General features: G+C 41.7%; 29 protein-coding genes. 26 read left to right on the top strand and 3 right to left on the bottom strand.

Annotated elements, in window-relative coordinates; all coding sequences use genetic code 11:
• The first annotated feature begins 15 nt into the window (after nt 1-15).
• The 26 genes from rplB to arfA all read left to right on the top strand — a co-directional run bounded on the left by rplB (nt 16) and on the right by arfA (nt 12,578).
• The gene (gene rplB, locus E3U36_RS02525; RefSeq protein ID WP_180816991.1) at nt 16-840 is read left to right on the top strand and encodes a 50S ribosomal protein L2; all 825 of its coding nucleotides are present in this window, start codon (nt 16-18) and stop codon (nt 838-840) included.
• Nucleotides 841-854: 14 nt separating this feature from the next.
• Nucleotides 855-1,133: a 30S ribosomal protein S19 gene (gene rpsS / locus E3U36_RS02520; protein ID WP_180816990.1), complete on the top strand. Its 279-nt coding sequence runs from the start codon at nt 855-857 to the stop codon at nt 1,131-1,133.
• Between the two features lie 14 nt (nt 1,134-1,147).
• Nucleotides 1,148-1,480, top strand: a complete 333-nt coding sequence (gene rplV / locus E3U36_RS02515; protein WP_180816989.1) for a 50S ribosomal protein L22 — start codon at nt 1,148-1,150, stop codon at nt 1,478-1,480.
• Between the two features lie 17 nt (nt 1,481-1,497).
• Entirely contained in the window at nt 1,498-2,208 is a 711-nt protein-coding gene (gene rpsC / locus E3U36_RS02510) for a 30S ribosomal protein S3 (protein ID WP_180816988.1), read from the top strand.
• Nucleotides 2,208-2,618 carry a 50S ribosomal protein L16 gene (gene rplP / locus E3U36_RS02505; protein WP_180816987.1) on the top strand — a complete coding sequence of 137 codons (411 nt, stop codon included), beginning with the start codon at nt 2,208-2,210 and terminating at the stop codon, nt 2,616-2,618. The genes rpsC and rplP overlap by 1 nt, the downstream gene beginning before the upstream one ends.
• Nucleotides 2,618-2,809 (top strand): 50S ribosomal protein L29, encoded by a 192-nt coding sequence (gene rpmC, locus E3U36_RS02500; RefSeq protein ID WP_026823172.1) that lies wholly within the window; start codon nt 2,618-2,620, stop codon nt 2,807-2,809. Before rplP ends, rpmC begins: the two co-directional genes overlap by 1 nt.
• Nucleotides 2,809-3,063 (top strand): 30S ribosomal protein S17, encoded by a 255-nt coding sequence (rpsQ, locus tag E3U36_RS02495; protein ID WP_180816986.1) that lies wholly within the window; start codon nt 2,809-2,811, stop codon nt 3,061-3,063. The genes rpmC and rpsQ overlap by 1 nt, the downstream gene beginning before the upstream one ends.
• Before the next feature lie 179 nt (nt 3,064-3,242).
• Complete coding sequence (rplN, locus tag E3U36_RS02490; RefSeq protein WP_180816985.1) at nt 3,243-3,614, top strand: 50S ribosomal protein L14; 372 nt, start codon at nt 3,243-3,245, stop codon at nt 3,612-3,614.
• Nucleotides 3,615-3,626: 12 nt separating this feature from the next.
• Nucleotides 3,627-3,941: a 50S ribosomal protein L24 gene (gene rplX, locus E3U36_RS02485; RefSeq protein ID WP_180816984.1), complete on the top strand. Its 315-nt coding sequence runs from the start codon at nt 3,627-3,629 to the stop codon at nt 3,939-3,941.
• Between the two features lie 15 nt (nt 3,942-3,956).
• Nucleotides 3,957-4,496, top strand: coding sequence for a 50S ribosomal protein L5 (gene rplE / locus E3U36_RS02480; RefSeq protein WP_180816983.1), 540 nt, complete (start codon nt 3,957-3,959; stop codon nt 4,494-4,496).
• Nucleotides 4,497-4,508: 12 nt separating this feature from the next.
• The gene (gene rpsN, locus E3U36_RS02475; RefSeq protein ID WP_026823167.1) at nt 4,509-4,814 is read left to right on the top strand and encodes a 30S ribosomal protein S14; all 306 of its coding nucleotides are present in this window, start codon (nt 4,509-4,511) and stop codon (nt 4,812-4,814) included.
• Nucleotides 4,815-4,847: 33 nt separating this feature from the next.
• Nucleotides 4,848-5,240, top strand: a complete 393-nt coding sequence (gene rpsH, locus E3U36_RS02470; protein ID WP_180816982.1) for a 30S ribosomal protein S8 — start codon at nt 4,848-4,850, stop codon at nt 5,238-5,240.
• A gap of 14 nt (nt 5,241-5,254) precedes the next feature.
• Nucleotides 5,255-5,788, top strand: coding sequence for a 50S ribosomal protein L6 (rplF, locus tag E3U36_RS02465; protein ID WP_180816981.1), 534 nt, complete (start codon nt 5,255-5,257; stop codon nt 5,786-5,788).
• A 9-nt stretch (nt 5,789-5,797) separates the two neighbouring features.
• Nucleotides 5,798-6,151, top strand: a complete 354-nt coding sequence (gene rplR, locus E3U36_RS02460; RefSeq protein WP_032116393.1) for a 50S ribosomal protein L18 — start codon at nt 5,798-5,800, stop codon at nt 6,149-6,151.
• 14 nt (nt 6,152-6,165) lie between these two features.
• Nucleotides 6,166-6,666, top strand: a complete 501-nt coding sequence (gene rpsE, locus E3U36_RS02455) for a 30S ribosomal protein S5 (protein WP_032116394.1) — start codon at nt 6,166-6,168, stop codon at nt 6,664-6,666.
• A 6-nt stretch (nt 6,667-6,672) separates the two neighbouring features.
• Entirely contained in the window at nt 6,673-6,852 is a 180-nt protein-coding gene (gene rpmD, locus E3U36_RS02450) for a 50S ribosomal protein L30 (protein ID WP_180816980.1), read from the top strand.
• Between the two features lie 3 nt (nt 6,853-6,855).
• Nucleotides 6,856-7,290: a 50S ribosomal protein L15 gene (gene rplO / locus E3U36_RS02445; RefSeq protein ID WP_026823161.1), complete on the top strand. Its 435-nt coding sequence runs from the start codon at nt 6,856-6,858 to the stop codon at nt 7,288-7,290.
• A 7-nt stretch (nt 7,291-7,297) separates the two neighbouring features.
• Nucleotides 7,298-8,623 carry a preprotein translocase subunit SecY gene (gene secY, locus E3U36_RS02440; protein WP_180816979.1) on the top strand — a complete coding sequence of 442 codons (1,326 nt, stop codon included), beginning with the start codon at nt 7,298-7,300 and terminating at the stop codon, nt 8,621-8,623.
• Nucleotides 8,624-8,666: 43 nt separating this feature from the next.
• On the top strand, nt 8,667-8,783 hold the full coding sequence (gene rpmJ, locus E3U36_RS02435) for a 50S ribosomal protein L36 (protein ID WP_032116397.1): 117 nt from the start codon (nt 8,667-8,669) through the stop codon (nt 8,781-8,783).
• Between the two features lie 148 nt (nt 8,784-8,931).
• Nucleotides 8,932-9,285, top strand: coding sequence for a 30S ribosomal protein S13 (rpsM, locus tag E3U36_RS02430; RefSeq protein ID WP_180816978.1), 354 nt, complete (start codon nt 8,932-8,934; stop codon nt 9,283-9,285).
• 15 nt (nt 9,286-9,300) lie between these two features.
• A complete protein-coding gene (gene rpsK, locus E3U36_RS02425) occupies nt 9,301-9,690 on the top strand; it encodes a 30S ribosomal protein S11 (protein WP_180816977.1) in 390 nt (129 codons plus the stop codon).
• 35 nt (nt 9,691-9,725) lie between these two features.
• The gene (gene rpsD / locus E3U36_RS02420; protein ID WP_180816976.1) at nt 9,726-10,346 is read left to right on the top strand and encodes a 30S ribosomal protein S4; all 621 of its coding nucleotides are present in this window, start codon (nt 9,726-9,728) and stop codon (nt 10,344-10,346) included.
• A 25-nt stretch (nt 10,347-10,371) separates the two neighbouring features.
• Complete coding sequence (locus E3U36_RS02415; protein WP_180816975.1) at nt 10,372-11,361, top strand: DNA-directed RNA polymerase subunit alpha; 990 nt, start codon at nt 10,372-10,374, stop codon at nt 11,359-11,361.
• Between the two features lie 37 nt (nt 11,362-11,398).
• Nucleotides 11,399-11,788, top strand: a complete 390-nt coding sequence (gene rplQ / locus E3U36_RS02410) for a 50S ribosomal protein L17 (protein ID WP_180816974.1) — start codon at nt 11,399-11,401, stop codon at nt 11,786-11,788.
• A 122-nt stretch (nt 11,789-11,910) separates the two neighbouring features.
• Entirely contained in the window at nt 11,911-12,318 is a 408-nt protein-coding gene (gene zntR / locus E3U36_RS02405; RefSeq protein WP_180816973.1) for a Zn(2+)-responsive transcriptional regulator, read from the top strand.
• An 83-nt stretch (nt 12,319-12,401) separates the two neighbouring features.
• Complete coding sequence (arfA, locus tag E3U36_RS02400) at nt 12,402-12,578, top strand: alternative ribosome rescue factor ArfA (RefSeq protein WP_180817504.1); 177 nt, start codon at nt 12,402-12,404, stop codon at nt 12,576-12,578.
• 30 nt (nt 12,579-12,608) lie between these two features.
• Here arfA and mscL read toward each other — a convergent pair whose 3' ends face one another.
• From mscL to rsmB, 3 genes are all read right to left on the bottom strand, one after another.
• Entirely contained in the window at nt 12,609-13,007 is a 399-nt protein-coding gene (gene mscL / locus E3U36_RS02395) for a large-conductance mechanosensitive channel protein MscL (protein ID WP_180816972.1), read from the bottom strand.
• A gap of 89 nt (nt 13,008-13,096) precedes the next feature.
• Nucleotides 13,097-14,473 (bottom strand): Trk system potassium transporter TrkA, encoded by a 1,377-nt coding sequence (gene trkA / locus E3U36_RS02390; RefSeq protein ID WP_180816971.1) that lies wholly within the window; start codon nt 14,471-14,473, stop codon nt 13,097-13,099.
• 49 nt (nt 14,474-14,522) lie between these two features.
• Nucleotides 14,523-15,803 carry a 16S rRNA (cytosine(967)-C(5))-methyltransferase RsmB gene (gene rsmB / locus E3U36_RS02385; RefSeq protein ID WP_180816970.1) on the bottom strand — a complete coding sequence of 427 codons (1,281 nt, stop codon included), beginning with the start codon at nt 15,801-15,803 and terminating at the stop codon, nt 14,523-14,525.
• Nucleotides 15,804-15,809 lie beyond the last annotated feature (6 nt).

The raw sequence follows: 15,809 nt of genomic DNA, 5'->3' as shown, positions 1-15,809 counted from the left end.
GAGGAGTAAAGAACAATGGCAGTTGTTAAATGTAAACCTACGTCTCCGGGCCGTCGCCACGTAGTTAAAGTGGTTAACCCTGAGCTGCATAAGGGTAAGCCTTATGCTCCGTTGCTAGAAAAAAGCGACAAAACCGGTGGACGTAACAATAATGGCCGTATTACTACGCGTCATATTGGTGGTGGTCAAAAACCGCATTATCGTCTAATTGACTTTAAACGCAATAAAGATGGTATTGCTGCTACTGTTGAGCGTCTGGAATATGATCCAAATCGTTCGGCGAATATTGCATTAGTTCTCTATAAAGATGGAGAGCGTCGCTATATTCTGGCACCAAAAGGCTTAAAAGCCGGAGACCAAATTCAGTCTGGTGCAGATGCAGCAATTAAAGCAGGTAATGCTTTACCTATGCGTAATATTCCTGTCGGTTCAACGGTTCATAATGTTGAGCTTAAACCGGGTAAAGGTGGTCAGCTGGCGCGTTCAGCCGGTGCTTATGTGCAAATCGTTGCACGTGATGGTAGTTATGTAACTATCCGTTTACGTTCTGGCGAAATGCGTAAAGTACTTTCTGAGTGCCGTGCGACATTAGGTGAAGTTGGTAATGCGGAGCATATGCTGCGTGTTCTGGGTAAAGCTGGTGCTAGCCGCTGGCGTGGAATTCGCCCTACCGTTCGTGGTACAGCGATGAACCCAGTAGACCATCCACATGGTGGTGGTGAAGGTCGTAACTTTGGTAAACACCCAGTAACACCTTGGGGCGTTCAAACCAAAGGTAAAAAGACCCGTAGCAATAAGCGTACTGATAAATATATCGTACGTCACCGTTCTAAAAAATAATTAGAGGATAAACCATGCCACGTTCTCTCAAGAAAGGTCCTTTTATTGACCTGCACTTGCTGAAGAAGGTAGAGAAAGCGGTGGAAAGCGGAGACAAAAAGCCTCTCAAGACTTGGTCCCGTCGTTCAACGATCTTTCCTAACATGATCGGTTTGACCATCGCTATCCATAATGGTCGTCAGCATGTTCCAGTTTTTGTTAACGACGAAATGGTTGGTCATAAATTGGGTGAATTCGCGCCGACCCGTACTTATCGCGGCCATGCGGCCGATAAAAAGGCCAAGAAACGTTAAGGTAGGAGGAAGAGATGGAAACTATAGCTATGCATCGCCACGCTCGTTCTTCTGCTCAGAAGGTTCGTTTAGTGGCTGATCTGATTCGCGGTAAGAAAGTGTCGCAAGCTCTAGAAATTCTGAACTATACCAACAAGAAAGCTGCTGGTTTAGTGAAGAAAGTACTTGAGTCTGCTATCGCTAACGCCGAGCACAACGATGGTGCTGATATTGATGATTTAAAAGTAACGAAAATTTTCGTTAACGAAGGTCCAACTATGAAACGCATCATGCCTCGCGCGAAAGGCCGTGCAGATCGTCTTTTGAAGCGCACCAGCCACATTACTGTGGTTGTGTCCGATCGCTGAGACTCTGGAGACTAGCAATGGGTCAGAAAGTACATCCTAATGGTATTCGCCTGGGTATTGTCAAACCTTGGAACTCTACTTGGTATGCGAATACAAAAGAATTCGCAGACAACCTAGACAGCGATTTTAAAGTACGCCAGTATCTGAATAAAGAACTGGCAAAGGCATCTATTTCACGTATCGTTATCGAACGTCCTGCGAAGAGCATCCGTGTAACTATTCACACTGCTCGTCCTGGTATCGTTATCGGTAAAAAAGGTGAAGATGTCGAGAAACTGCGTAAAACAGTAGCATATATTGCTGGTGTCCCTGCGCAAATCAATATTGCTGAAGTACGTAAGCCTGAACTGGATGCTAAATTAGTTGCTGATAGTATCGCTTCACAGCTGGAACGTCGTGTTATGTTCCGTCGAGCTATGAAACGAGCGGTACAGAATGCTATGCGTCTAGGTGCAAAAGGCATAAAAGTAGAAGTCAGTGGTCGTTTAGGCGGAGCTGAAATTGCACGTACTGAGTGGTATCGTGAAGGCCGTGTGCCATTGCACACCTTGCGTGCTGATATCGATTATAACACTGCAGAAGCGCACACCACTTATGGGGTACTCGGTGTTAAAGTATGGATCTTCAAAGGTGAGATTCTGGGTGGTATGGCTGCTGTTGAACAGGTAGAGAAACCTACAGTTCAACCTAAAAAGCAGCAGCGTAAAGGCCGCAAGGAGAGTCGCTGATGTTACAACCAAAGCGTACGAAATTCCGTAAAATGCATAAAGGTCGCAATCGTGGTCTGGCTGCAGGTACGGATGTTAGCTTCGGCACTTTCGGTCTGAAGGCAGTGGGTCGTGGACGTCTGACTGCACGTCAGATTGAAGCGGCACGTCGTGCCATGACCCGTGCAGTTAAGCGTCAGGGTAAAATCTGGATTCGTGTGTTTCCAGATAAACCTATCACTGAAAAGCCACTTGAAGTGCGTATGGGTAAAGGTAAAGGTAACGTAGAGTATTGGGTTGCCTTGATCCAACCTGGTAAAGTTCTTTATGAAATGGACGGTGTTCCAGAAGAGCTAGCTCGGGAAGGATTCAAGTTGGCAGCAGCAAAACTGCCTATCAAAACCACCTTTGTAACTAAGACGGTGATGTAATGAAAGCAAAAGAGCTGCGCGAAAAAAGCGTTGAAGAGTTGAACACTGAACTGCTTAACCTGCTACGTGAGCAATTTAACTTGAGTATGCAGGCAGCAAGTGGACAGCTGCAACAGTCTCACCTGTTGAAACAAGTACGTCGTGATATTGCACGCGTTAAGACTTTATTGACTGAAAAGGCGGGTGCGTAATGAGCGATAAAATCCGTACTTTGCAAGGTCGTGTAACTAGCGATAAGATGGAGAAATCTATTGTCGTTGCTATTGAGCGTATGGTAAAATATCCTTTATATGGTAAGTTTATCCGTCGTACGACCAAATTGCATGTACATGACGAGAACAATGAATGTGGTATCGGTGATCTAGTGGAAATCCGTGAAACCCGCCCACTGTCCAAAACAAAGTCATGGAGACTTGTTCGCGTTGTAGAAAAAGCTGTTCTTTAATAGGATAGCCATTTCATAATAGAATAAGCGGCTCTTAATAAAGCGGCCGTTTATTTTTTCTGTCCATATTGATGTTGTGGTGTTATAATGTTGCTCCCTCATGTATGGGTAATTGTACTGCCTCTTCAATTTATATAAGAAGCGGCTTAGTTGTAGTTGACATTTAGCGGAGCACTAAAATGATCCAAGAACAGACTATGCTGAACGTAGCCGACAACTCCGGCGCACGTCGCGTAATGTGTATCAAGGTTCTAGGTGGCTCGCACCGTCGCTACGCAGATGTAGGTGATATCATCAAAATTACTGTTAAAGAAGCAATTCCACGCGGTAAAGTGAAAAAAGGTGATGTCCTGAAAGCGGTAGTGGTGCGCACCAAGAAGGGCGTTCGTCGCCCTGACGGTTCTATCATTCGCTTCGATGGCAATGCTTGTGTGTTGTTAAACAATACAAGTGAGCAAGTTATCGGTACGCGTATTTTTGGGCCGGTAACTCGTGAACTTCGTACTGAGAAGTTTATGAAAATTATCTCTCTGGCACCAGAAGTACTCTAAGGAGCGGGCACAATGGCAGCGAAAATCCGTCGTGATGACGAAGTTATCGTGTTAGCTGGTAAAGATAAAGGCAAACGCGGTAAAGTAAAACAGGTTCTTTCTTCTGGTAAAGTCATTGTTGAAGGGATTAATCTGGTTAAGAAACATCAGAAGCCTGTTCCGGCTCTGAGTCAACCAGGTGGCATCGTTGAAAAAGAAACAACAATTGATGTTTCTAACGTTGCAATCTTTAATGTGACAACTGGCAAGGCTGACCGAGTAGGTTTTAGAATTGAAGATGGCAAAAAAGTGCGTTTCTTCAAATCTAACAGTGAAACTATTAAGTAATTTTTGGAGTATACGATGGCGAAACTGCATGATTACTACAAAGACGAGGTAGTCCAAAAGCTGATGACTAAGTTTGGCTACAATTCTGTCATGCAAGTCCCTCGGGTCGAGAAGATCACCCTGAACATGGGTGTTGGTGAAGCTGTTGCCGATAAAAAGCTGCTTGATAATGCAGCTGCTGATTTAGCGGCAATAACAGGGCAAAAACCATTTATCACCAAAGCGCGCAAATCTGTTGCAGGCTTCAAAATCCGTCATGGCTATCCAATCGGCTGTAAAGTGACCCTGCGTGGCGAACGTATGTGGGAATTCTTTGAGCGTCTGATTTTTATTGCTGTACCACGTATCCGTGATTTCCGTGGTTTATCCACTAAATCATTTGATGGTCGCGGTAACTACAGCATGGGTGTACGTGAACAAATCATCTTTCCTGAAATCGATTATGATAAAGTGGATCGTGTACGTGGTTTAGATATTACTATCACCACTAGTGCGAAATCAGATGATGAAGGTCTTGCACTGTTGATGGCGTTTAACTTTCCGTTCCGTAAGTAAGGCAGGGTATTCATGGCTAAACAATCAATGAAAGCGCGTGATGTAAAACGTGCAAAATTAGCTGAAAAATTCTTTGCAAAGCGCACAGAATTGAAAGCTATTATTTCTGATGTGAATACATCTGATGAAGATCGTTGGAATGCTGTTCTTAAGCTGCAAACGCTACCACGTGATTCCAGCCCTTCTCGTCGGCGTAACCGCTGTCGTCAAACTGGGCGTCCGCATGGTTTTCTGCGGAAATTTGGTCTAAGCCGTATTAAAGTCCGTGAATCCGCTATGCGCGGTGAAATCCCGGGTCTTAAAAAGGCTAGCTGGTAATTATCACCAATTGAATCACGGGAGTAAAGACAGATGAGCATGCAAGATCCCATCTCGGATATGCTAACTCGTATCCGTAACGGTCAGGCCGCTAATAAAGCTGCGGTCAACATGCCTTCCGCTAAGCTAAAAGTAGCGATTGCTACAGTGCTTAAGGAAGAAGGTTATATCGAAGATTATAAAATTGAAGGCGACATCAAGACAACCTTGGAAATTACATTGAAATATTTCCAAGGTAAGGCTGTTGTAGAAAGCATTCAGCGTGTAAGCAGCCCAAGTTTGCGTATCTATAAGAAAAAAGATGAGCTACCACAGGTTATGGCTGGTTTAGGCATTGCGATTATTTCTACTTCTAAAGGTGTCATGACTGATCGTGCAGCTCGCCAAGCAGGTTTAGGTGGCGAAATTCTCTGCTACGTAGCTTAATTCGGGAGGAAAGAATGTCTCGTGTGGCAAAAGCACCTGTCGTCATTCCTGCCGGCGTAGAAGTTAAACTTGACGGTCAGGATATAACGATTAAAGGTAAAAATGGCGAGCTTACTCGTACAATCCATAAAGCTGTTGAAGTCAAAGATGCTGATAATCAATTAACGTTTGCAGCTCGTGAAGGTTTTGCTGATGCATGGGCGCAAGCGGGTACGACGCGTTCTTTATTGAATGCAATGGTTATTGGTGTTACCGAAGGCTTCACTAAGAAACTTCAGCTGGTTGGTGTCGGTTATCGTGCAGCTATTAAAGGCAATACTGTAAGTTTGTCCTTAGGTTTCTCTCATCCAGTAGAGCATGAACTGCCAGCAGGTATTACTGCAAAATGTCCTTCACAGACTGAAATTGTGTTGGAAGGAGCAGATAAACAGGCAATTGGCCAAGTTGCAGCAGAATTGCGTGCTTACCGTCGTCCTGAACCTTATAAAGGTAAAGGTGTTCGTTACGCCGATGAAATCGTGCGTACTAAAGAGGCTAAGAAGAAGTAAGGTAACACTATGGATAAGAAAGTAGCTCGTATCCGTCGTGCGACCCGCGCACGCCGCAAACTACATGAACTGGGTGCAACGCGCTTGGTGGTACACCGTACCCCTCGACATATTTATGCGCAGGTTATTGCACCAAACGGTTCTGAAACTTTGGTGGTTGCTTCTACTACAGAAAAAACTATCAATGAGCAAGTAAAGTACACAGGAAACAAAGAAGCAGCAGCAGCAGTTGGTAAATTAATTGCTGAGCGCGCGTTGGAAAAAGGCATCAAAGAAGTTGCTTTTGACCGTTCTGGTTTCCAATATCATGGTCGAGTCCAGGCACTGGCAGATGCTGCCCGTGAAGCTGGCCTTCAGTTCTAAGGTAGAGGTGTAAGATGGCTCACATCGAGAAACAAGCTGGCGAACTGCAGGAAAAGCTGATCGCGGTAAATCGTGTAGCAAAAACCGTTAAAGGTGGTCGTATTTTTAGTTTTACAGCACTAACTGTCGTTGGTGATGGTAACGGTCGTGTTGGTTTTGGCTACGGTAAGGCACGCGAAGTTCCGGCAGCAATCCAGAAAGCGATGGAAAAAGCCCGTCGCAATATGAAAAACGTCGCTCTCAATAATGGTACTTTGTATCATCCTGTAAAAGGTGCTCACACAGGTTCTCGTGTGTTTATGCAACCTGCTTATGAAGGTACGGGTATCATCGCAGGCGGTGCAATGCGTGCTGTTTTGGAAGTCGCGGGTGTTCATAACGTACTGGCTAAAACCTATGGTTCCACGAACCCAATTAATGTTGTTCGTGCAACGCTGGATGCTTTAGACAGTATGAAGTCTCCAGAAATGGTCGCAGCTAAGCGTGGTAAATCCGTCGAAGAAATTCTGGGGTAATGGACCATGGCTAAGACTATTATAATTACACAATTTCGCAGTACTATTGGTCGTTTGCCAAAACATAAGGCAACCATGATCGGTTTAGGTCTGCGTCGTATTGGTCATACTGTAGAACGTGAAGATACACCAGCGGTCCGCGGCATGATCAATTTGGTTTCCTACATGGTTAAAGTTGAGGAGTAACAGATGCGCTTAAATACTCTGTCTCCAGCTGAAGGTGCTAAACATGCACCTAAACGCGTAGGTCGCGGTATTGGTTCCGGTTTAGGTAAAACTGGCGGACGTGGTCATAAAGGTCAGAAGTCTCGTTCTGGCGGTGGAGTACGTCGTGGTTTTGAAGGCGGTCAGATGCCTCTATATCGTCGTTTACCAAAATTTGGTTTTACTTCACGTAAAGCAATGATTACTGCAGAAGTTCGTTTGTCAGACTTTGCTAAAGTTGAAGGCGATGTCATTGATCTGAATACACTGAAAGCTGCTAATATAGTTGGCATTCAAATAGAATATGCGAAAGTTATTCTTTCTGGTGAAGTTAATCGTCCAGTAACTGTACGTGGTCTTCGTGTAACAAAAGGTGCACGGACTGCAATTGAAGCGGCTGGCGGTAAAATCGAGGAATAAGTTACAGATGTCGAAGCAACCAGGTTTAGATTTTCAAAGTGCTAAAGATGGCATAGGCGAACTTAAACGCAGGCTTTTGTTTGTTATTGGGGCGCTGATTGTTTTCCGTATTGGTTCTTTTATTCCTATTCCTGGTATTGATGCCACTGTGCTTGCCAAATTGCTTGAACAGCAAAGAGGCACCATCATTGAAATGTTTAATATGTTCTCTGGTGGTGCACTTAGTCGTGCTTCTATCTTTGCATTGGGAATTATGCCGTATATTTCGGCATCGATTATTGTCCAATTACTGACTGTAGTTAATCCACGTCTAGCAGAGATTAAGAAGGAAGGGGAAGCCGGTCGCCGTAATATTAGTCAATATACGCGTTATGGTACTTTGGTATTAGCGATATTCCAATCTATTGGTATTGCGACAGGTTTACCAAATATGGCTGGAATGCAAGGGTTGGTAATCAATCCTGGTTTTCCGTTTTATTTCATGGCCGTTGTTAGTTTAGTGACAGGAACAATGTTTCTGATGTGGCTAGGCGAACAAATTACTGAAAGAGGTATTGGAAACGGTATCTCTATCATTATCTTTGCAGGTATAGTTGCGGGGCTCCCGCCGGCCATTGGCCATACCATTGAGCAAGCTCGGCAAGGCGATTTGCACTTCCTCCTGTTGTTCTTGATTGCAGTTTTAGTATTTGCTGTGACTTATTTTGTTGTCTTTATGGAACGTGGTCAGCGTCGCATAGTGGTTAACTACGCAAAACGTCAACAAGGTCGTCGCATTTATGCTGCACAAAGCACACATTTACCATTAAAGGTAAATATGGCAGGTGTTATTCCTGCAATTTTTGCTTCCAGTATTATACTGTTCCCAGGTACAATAGCTTCCTGGTTTGGTGATGGAACAGGTTGGGGTTGGCTGACAGCTATTTCAATGTATTTGCAGCCAGGACACCAGCTTTATGTGTTACTTTATGCATCTGCAATCATCTTCTTCTGTTTCTTTTATACGGCATTAGTTTTTAATCCGCGAGAGACAGCAGATAACCTGAAGAAGTCCGGTGCATTTGTACCAGGAATTCGTCCGGGAGAGCAAACGGCCAAGTATATTGACAAAGTAATGACACGCCTAACATTAGTAGGTGCATTGTATATTACTTTTATTTGCTTAATCCCGGAGTTCATGCGTGACGCAATGAAAGTTCCATTCTATTTTGGTGGTACTTCACTTCTAATTGTCGTCGTCGTTATTATGGACTTTATGGCTCAAGTGCAAACTCTTATGATTTCCAGTCAATATGAGTCTGCATTGAAAAAGGCAAATCTTCAAGGCAAATAATTGTCTTTAAATTAATTTGCTTAGGAAGTTACGGAGAGTAAAAATGAAAGTTCGTGCTTCAGTCAAGAAATTATGCCGTAACTGTAAAATCATTAGACGTGAAGGTATTGTTCGTGTGATTTGCAGCGTTGAACCAAGACATAAACAACGTCAAGGTTAAGAAAAAGCATTTTTTTCTTGCAAAGTTGGGTTAAGCTGGCTAAATTAGCCAGCCAAACTTTTTATCTAAAAAAATGTATAACTGTTTGAGTATCCTGAAAGCGGGCTTTTCAGAACAGTTATGCAGTATTTAACTTTAGGAGTGCATAGTGGCCCGTATAGCAGGCATTAACATTCCTGATCAACATACCGTAATCGCATTAACATCGATTTACGGCATCGGCAAAACTCGCTCACAGTCAATCTGTGCAGCAACTCGTATTGCTGAGCATGTTAAGATCAGTGAGCTGTCTGAAGAGAAAATCGACAAGTTACGTGACGAAGTTGCTAAATACATTGTTGAAGGTGATTTGCGTCGTGAAGTTACCCTAAGCATCAAGCGCTTAATGGATCTTGGTTGTTATCGTGGTTTACGTCACCGACGTGGTCTTCCTGTGCGTGGTCAACGTACTAAGACTAATGCGCGTACCCGTAAGGGCCCGCGTAAGCCGATCAAGAAATAGTCGGGGTATTAAATAATGGCAAAAGCACCTATTCGTGCACGTAAGCGTGTAAGAAAACAAGTTTCAGACGGTGTGGCTCATATCCATGCTTCTTTTAACAACACAATTGTTACCATTACTGATCGTCAAGGTAATGCATTGGGTTGGGCAACCGCAGGTGGTTCTGGTTTTCGTGGTTCTCGTAAGTCTACTCCGTTTGCCGCTCAAGTTGCAGCAGAACATTGTGCTGAGGCAGTGAAAGAGTACGGAATCAAAAACTTAGAAGTTATGGTTAAAGGACCTGGTCCTGGCCGTGAGTCAACTATCCGTGCGTTAAATGCGGCTGGTTTCCGCATTACTAACATTACTGATGTGACTCCGATCCCTCATAACGGTTGTCGTCCACCGAAGAAACGTCGTGTTTAATTACGTTGCGTTTTTAGGATTGTTGGAGAAAGAAAATGGCTAGATATTTGGGTCCTAAGCTCAAGCTGAGCCGTCGCGAGGGGACAGATCTTTTTCTTAAGTCTGGCGTTCGCGCGATTGACACCAAGTGTAAATTAGAACAGGCACCAGGACAGCATGGCGCACGTAAACCGCGTCTATCTGATTATGGTGTTCAGTTACGTGAGAAACAGAAAGTTCGTCGTATTTACGGTGTTCTAGAACGTCAATTCCGTAACTATTATAAAGAAGCAACACGGTTGAAAGGTAATACGGGCGAAAATTTGCTCAATTTGCTTGAAGGTCGTTTAGACAATACTGTTTATCGTATGGGTTTTGGCGCAACACGTGCGGAAGCACGTCAGATGGTTAGCCATAAAGCTATCATGGTAAATGGTCAAGTCGTTAATATTGCTTCTTATCAGGTTTCCCCGAATGACGTTATCAGCGTTCGTGAAAAAGCAAAAAAACAGTCTCGTATTAAGGCTGCTTTAGAACTTGCTGAACAGCGTGAGAAGCCAAATTGGCTGGAGGTTGATGCGGTTAAGATGGAAGGTGTGTTCAAACGTATTCCTGAACGTGCTGATCTGTCTGCTGACATTAACGAACACCTGATCGTCGAGCTTTACTCTAAGTAAAGCTTAGTACCAAAGAGAGGACACAATGCAGGGTTCTGTGACAGAGTTTCTTAAACCGCGCCTGGTTGATATCGAGCAAATTAGTTCGACGCACGCCAAGGTAACCCTTGAACCGTTAGAACGTGGCTTTGGCCATACTCTTGGTAACGCACTACGCCGTATTTTGCTTTCGTCTATGCCTGGTTGTGCTGTGACCGAGGTTGAAATTGATGGTGTACTGCATGAGTACAGCACTAAAGAAGGTGTGCAGGAAGATATCCTGGAGATTCTCCTTAACCTGAAAGGGCTGGCGGTAAAAGTTCACGGTAAAGATGAAGTTATTCTGAGCTTGAATAAATCTGGAATTGGCCCTGTGACTGCCGCCGATATCACCCCTAATGATGATATCGAAATCGTCAAGCCGCAACATGTTATCTGCCATCTAACTGATGAAAGCGCTGCTATTAATATGCGTATTAAAGTACAGCGTGGTCGTGGATATGTGCCGGCTTCTGCCCGTATTCATTCGGAAGAAGATGAGCGCCCAATCGGTCGTTTATTAGTTGATGCATGCTATAGCCCTGTAGAGCGTATTGCCTACAATGTTGAAGCGACGCGTGTAGAACAACGCACTGATTTGGATAAGCTGGTTATCGAGATGGAAACTAACGGCACAATCGATCCAGAAGAGGCGATTCGTCGAGCAGCAACTATCTTGGCTGAACAACTCGAAGCTTTCGTTGATTTACGCGATGTTGCTAAGGTTGAAGTTAAAGATGAGAAGCCAGAGTTTGATCCGATTCTGCTGCGCGCAGTTGACGATCTGGAATTGACTGTCCGCTCTGCTAACTGTTTAAAAGCAGAAGCTATCCACTACATCGGTGATTTGGTTCAGCGCACTGAAGTTGAGTTGCTTAAAACGCCTAATCTTGGTAAAAAATCACTTACTGAAATTAAGGATGTTTTGGCATCAAGAAGTTTATCGCTAGGCATGCGTCTAGAAAATTGGCCTCCAGCAAGTATTGCTGATGAATGAGATCACAGGTTAAGGTTTTACTGAGAAGGATAAGGTCATGCGCCATCGTAAGAGTGGTCGTAAATTGAACCGCAATAGTAGCCATCGCCAAGCTATGTTTCGTAACATGGCTGGCTCTTTAGTTCGTCATGAGATTATCAAGACAACTTTACCAAAGGCGAAAGAGTTGCGCCGTGTCGTTGAGCCACTGATTACTCTTGCCAAGACCGACAGCGTAGCTAATCGTCGTCTGGCATTTGCCCGTACTCGTGATAATCAGATCGTGGCAAAATTATTTAATGAACTTGGACCGCGTTTCGCGACCCGTGCAGGTGGTTATACTCGTATTATGAAGTGTGGCTTCCGTGCAGGTGACAATGCGCCTATGGCTTACATCGAGCTTGTTGATCGTACTGTTGAGTCTCAAGCAGAAGTAACTGCAGAATAAATTTGCAATTACATAAAAAACCGGGATTAATCCCGGTTTTTTATTATCTAAAAATTAACTTTTTGTCATTTCATAGTTTGCTATCATAGTGGATAATATTTATACATATATAAGAGGTGGTTATGTATCATATAGGTAAATTAGCTAAGTTAGCAGATGTTACAACCGATACAATTCGTTTCTATGAAAAACAAGGGCTAATGGAACGTCCTAATCGTACAGAAAGTGGTTATCGTCTTTATAGCAAAAAAGATTTACAACGTTTACGTTTTATTCGTTATGTTAAGCAGTTAGGCTTTACTTTGGAATCTATTTCAGAATTATTGTCTATTCGCATTGATCCTGCCCATCATACTTGCCAGGAGTCGAAAAATATTGTGGATGCTCGCTTGCAGGAGATTGAAATTAAAATTATAGAGATGGAGAGAATGAGAAATTCATTAAAAATGCTTAGTGCGGCTTGTTGTGGTAGTAAACATGTTAGTACTGGATGTTCAATTTTAGAGATCCTTGCACAAGGCCGCCAGTAAACATTAAATGATATGTCCGTTTTGGATGAAATAAAATGTTATAGATGTTTATTTAAAAAGTCATTGATATTGGAGAATTTGGTATTGCAAATTATCAGCATAAACGAGGCCTTATAAAGAAGATTACAGTAGAGGCGATACTGTATGATCATCTGTTTAGGCAACGAATTGAAAAAAATAAAAAAGGAAAATGGAGTTATCAAAGAAAAATGAAACATAGTAAAGAGCAAACTAGTGGGTTAGTAATAATAAATTTTTAAAATTACGCATTACTAACCCACTAGTTTTGATTATTTTTGTTTTTTTAATAAATCACGAATTTCTGTTAATAATGTGACTTCTTTAGTTGGTGCTGCTGCTGGTGCTTCTTCTTTTTCGCGACGCAATTTATTTATAAGTTTTATCGCAATAAAAATTGCTATAGCGATGATTAGAAAATCAAAAATATTTTGAATAAATACACCATAATTCATAGTAACAGCAGGTATATTATCGTGGGCTTCCTTTAAGACAAAATGAAATTGCTTAAAATCAATACCGCCGATAAGTAATCCAAGGGGAGGCATAATAATATCTGCAACAAGAGAAGAAACAATTTTGCCAAATGCTGCACCAATAATAACACCCACAGCTAGATCAAGAACGTTGCCTTTCATTGCAAATTCACGGAATTCTTTTAAAAAGCTCATAGTCCCCTCACCATTAATCAAAATAGAACGTAAAATTTTATAAGAATGTTTAAATTATAATATCTATTAATATATTTCTATCAAAATTTTTACAAAAAGAATGGGCTAGGTTGGAAGATCTTTTCTACTTCAGGAACATGTTTTTTATCAGTAATGAACATAATGATGTGATCATCTTGTTCAATAATATGATAGCTATTTGCAATGATGACTTCATCATCACGAACAATAGCACCGATAATTGTGCCTGGAGGAAGCTTTATTTCTGAAATTTTTCTACCAACAACTTTGGATGTGTTTTCATCACCGTGAGCAATAGCTTCTATCGCTTCAGCAACGCCTTTACGTAAGGATGAAACATTAATTATATCTGCTTTACGAACATGTCCTAATAAAGCAGAAATTGTTGCTTGTTGAGGTGATATAGCGATATCAATGACTCCTCCTTGTACCAGATCAACATAAGCAGAACGTTGGATAAGAACCATCACTTTCTTTGCGCCCATTTTTTTGGCAAGCATAGCTGACATAATATTGGCTTCATCATCATTAGTCAGTGCTATAAAAACATCTGTTTGCTCAATATGTTCTTCCGCTAAAAGCTCTTGATCTGAAGCATCACCATAAAACACGATTGTATCATGTAATAGTTCTGCTAATTCGGTTGCTCTTTCTTGATCACGTTCTATTAATTTGACGCTGTAATCTTTTTCTAGCTGTTTTGCTAGCCCTGCACCAACATTGCCACCACCAACTATCATAATTCGCTTGTAGGGTTTTTCCAGTCGTTGCAGTTCGCTCATTACAGCACGAATATGCTCAGTGGCTACAACAAAGAAGATTTCATCTCCTGCCTCAATAATAGTGGATCCCTGTGGTCTAATGGGTCTATCTTGGCGAAATATAGCAGCAATTCGGGTATCAATATGGGGTAAATGTTCGCGTAAATTTAAGAGGGAATTTCCTACTAATGAACCTCCATAGTAGGCTTTTGCAGCAACAATACTTACTTTACCACTGGCGAAGTTAACAACCTGAAGTGCACCAGGATATTGGATTAATTTATAAATATAATCAATGACAAGCTGCTCTGGAGAAATAAGATAATCAATCGGTATGTGATCAGGTGTAAAAAGTTTTTCAGTTTCTTTGATATATTCAGATGCGCGTATTCTAGCAACTTTATTTGGCGTATTAAAAAGAGAATAAGCCATTTGGCATGCAATCATATTAGTTTCATCTGAATTTGTCACAGCGACTAACATATCAGCATCTTCAGCACCGGCTTCCCTTAGGATCCTAGGGTATGAGCCATGCCCACTGACAACTCTTAGGTCGAATTTATCTTGTAGCTGGCGCAAACGTTCAGTATTAGTATCAACGATAGTGATATCGTTGTTTTCATCAACTAAATTTTCTGCAAGTGTTCCACCAACTTGTCCTGCACCTAATATGATAATTTTCATTATATTTTTATCTTACTGCCAGATTGAGTATTTATTCAAAATAGTAGTGTTAATTTTTTATCAGAGAAGCATAAAAGAAACCGTCTCCTCCACGTTGAGTTGGTAATATTTGTTGGCCTAGTTCCATATTGTTATTTAAAGATGCTTCAGGATGATGAAAAAGAAATTTCTGTATTTGTTCTTTGTTTTCATCCGGTAAAATTGAGCAAGTTGCATAAACCAGGATGCCATTGGTTTTTAAATAAGGCCAGATAGCTTCTAGAATTTCATATTGTAATTTAACTAACTGCTGGATATCTGTCGGTTTTCTTAACCATTTTATATCCGGATGCCTACGAATTACACCTGTCGCAGAGCAAGGTGCATCTAGCAATATACGATCAAATTTCGCACCCGATGGCCATTCTAGTGGTCTACGTCCATCACCAACAATAACTCTTGCATGTAATTTTAGTCGATTAAGATTTTCTTGGATACGTTTTATTCGTAGTTCATCAATATCAACCGCTAAAACATCCGCTTTGGGAGCAAGTTCTAGTATATAAGTTGTTTTACCACCTGGAGCTGCGCAAAGGTCAAGGATATATTCACCATGTTTAGGTGCTAGTAATTCAACGCATTGTTGAGCAGATAAATCTTGAATTGTTACCCAACCTTGGTCAAAGCCTGGTAATTGGTTAACCGCACACGGTTTTTGTAATTTGATAGCGAATTTACTGTCTTTGCTTAAACTGGCCTCTATACCTGCTTGCTGTAATAGTATTAGATAATCGTGAGTAGAATGATACAATTGATTTACTCTTAGCCACATAGGTGGTTTTTGGTTATTGGCCTCAATAATCTCTTCCCACTGAGCAGGATAAACTTGCTGAATTTTTTCTAATAGCCATTTAGGATGTAAATAATTGCTTTCATTATTATTGGCTTTTGCATTTAATGCTTGTTCTTGCCGTTGAAATTGTCTTAATACACCATTAATTAAGCCTGTTAGTTGAGGGTGTTTCAGTGTGATAGCACCATCAACAGTTTCTGCTAGTGCGGCGTGTGGGAGAATACGAGTAAAATGAAGTTGGTAAATTCCTACCATAATAAGATAGTGAATAATGCGTTTTTTTCCCTTTAATGGTTTAGTTATTAATTTTTGAATAAACCATTCCAATAAGGGTAACACTCTAAGTACACCAAAACTGAGTTCTTGTAAAAGAGCTTTATCTTTATCTGATATATTTTTTTGCCATTCGGGCAGTACAGTGCTTAATGATTGTTTTTGATCAATAACCTGGGCAATGACTTGGGCACAAATGCTTCTAAGGTTATATTTTTTATTCATGTTAAA

It is taken from the genome of Arsenophonus endosymbiont of Aphis craccivora, from assembly GCF_013460135.1.
In the GTDB taxonomy this organism is placed as follows: Bacteria; Pseudomonadota; Gammaproteobacteria; order Enterobacterales; family Enterobacteriaceae; genus Arsenophonus; species Arsenophonus nilaparvatae.
Note: the sequence above shows the minus strand (reverse complement) of the source record. Positions and strands in the feature narration are given on the sequence as shown.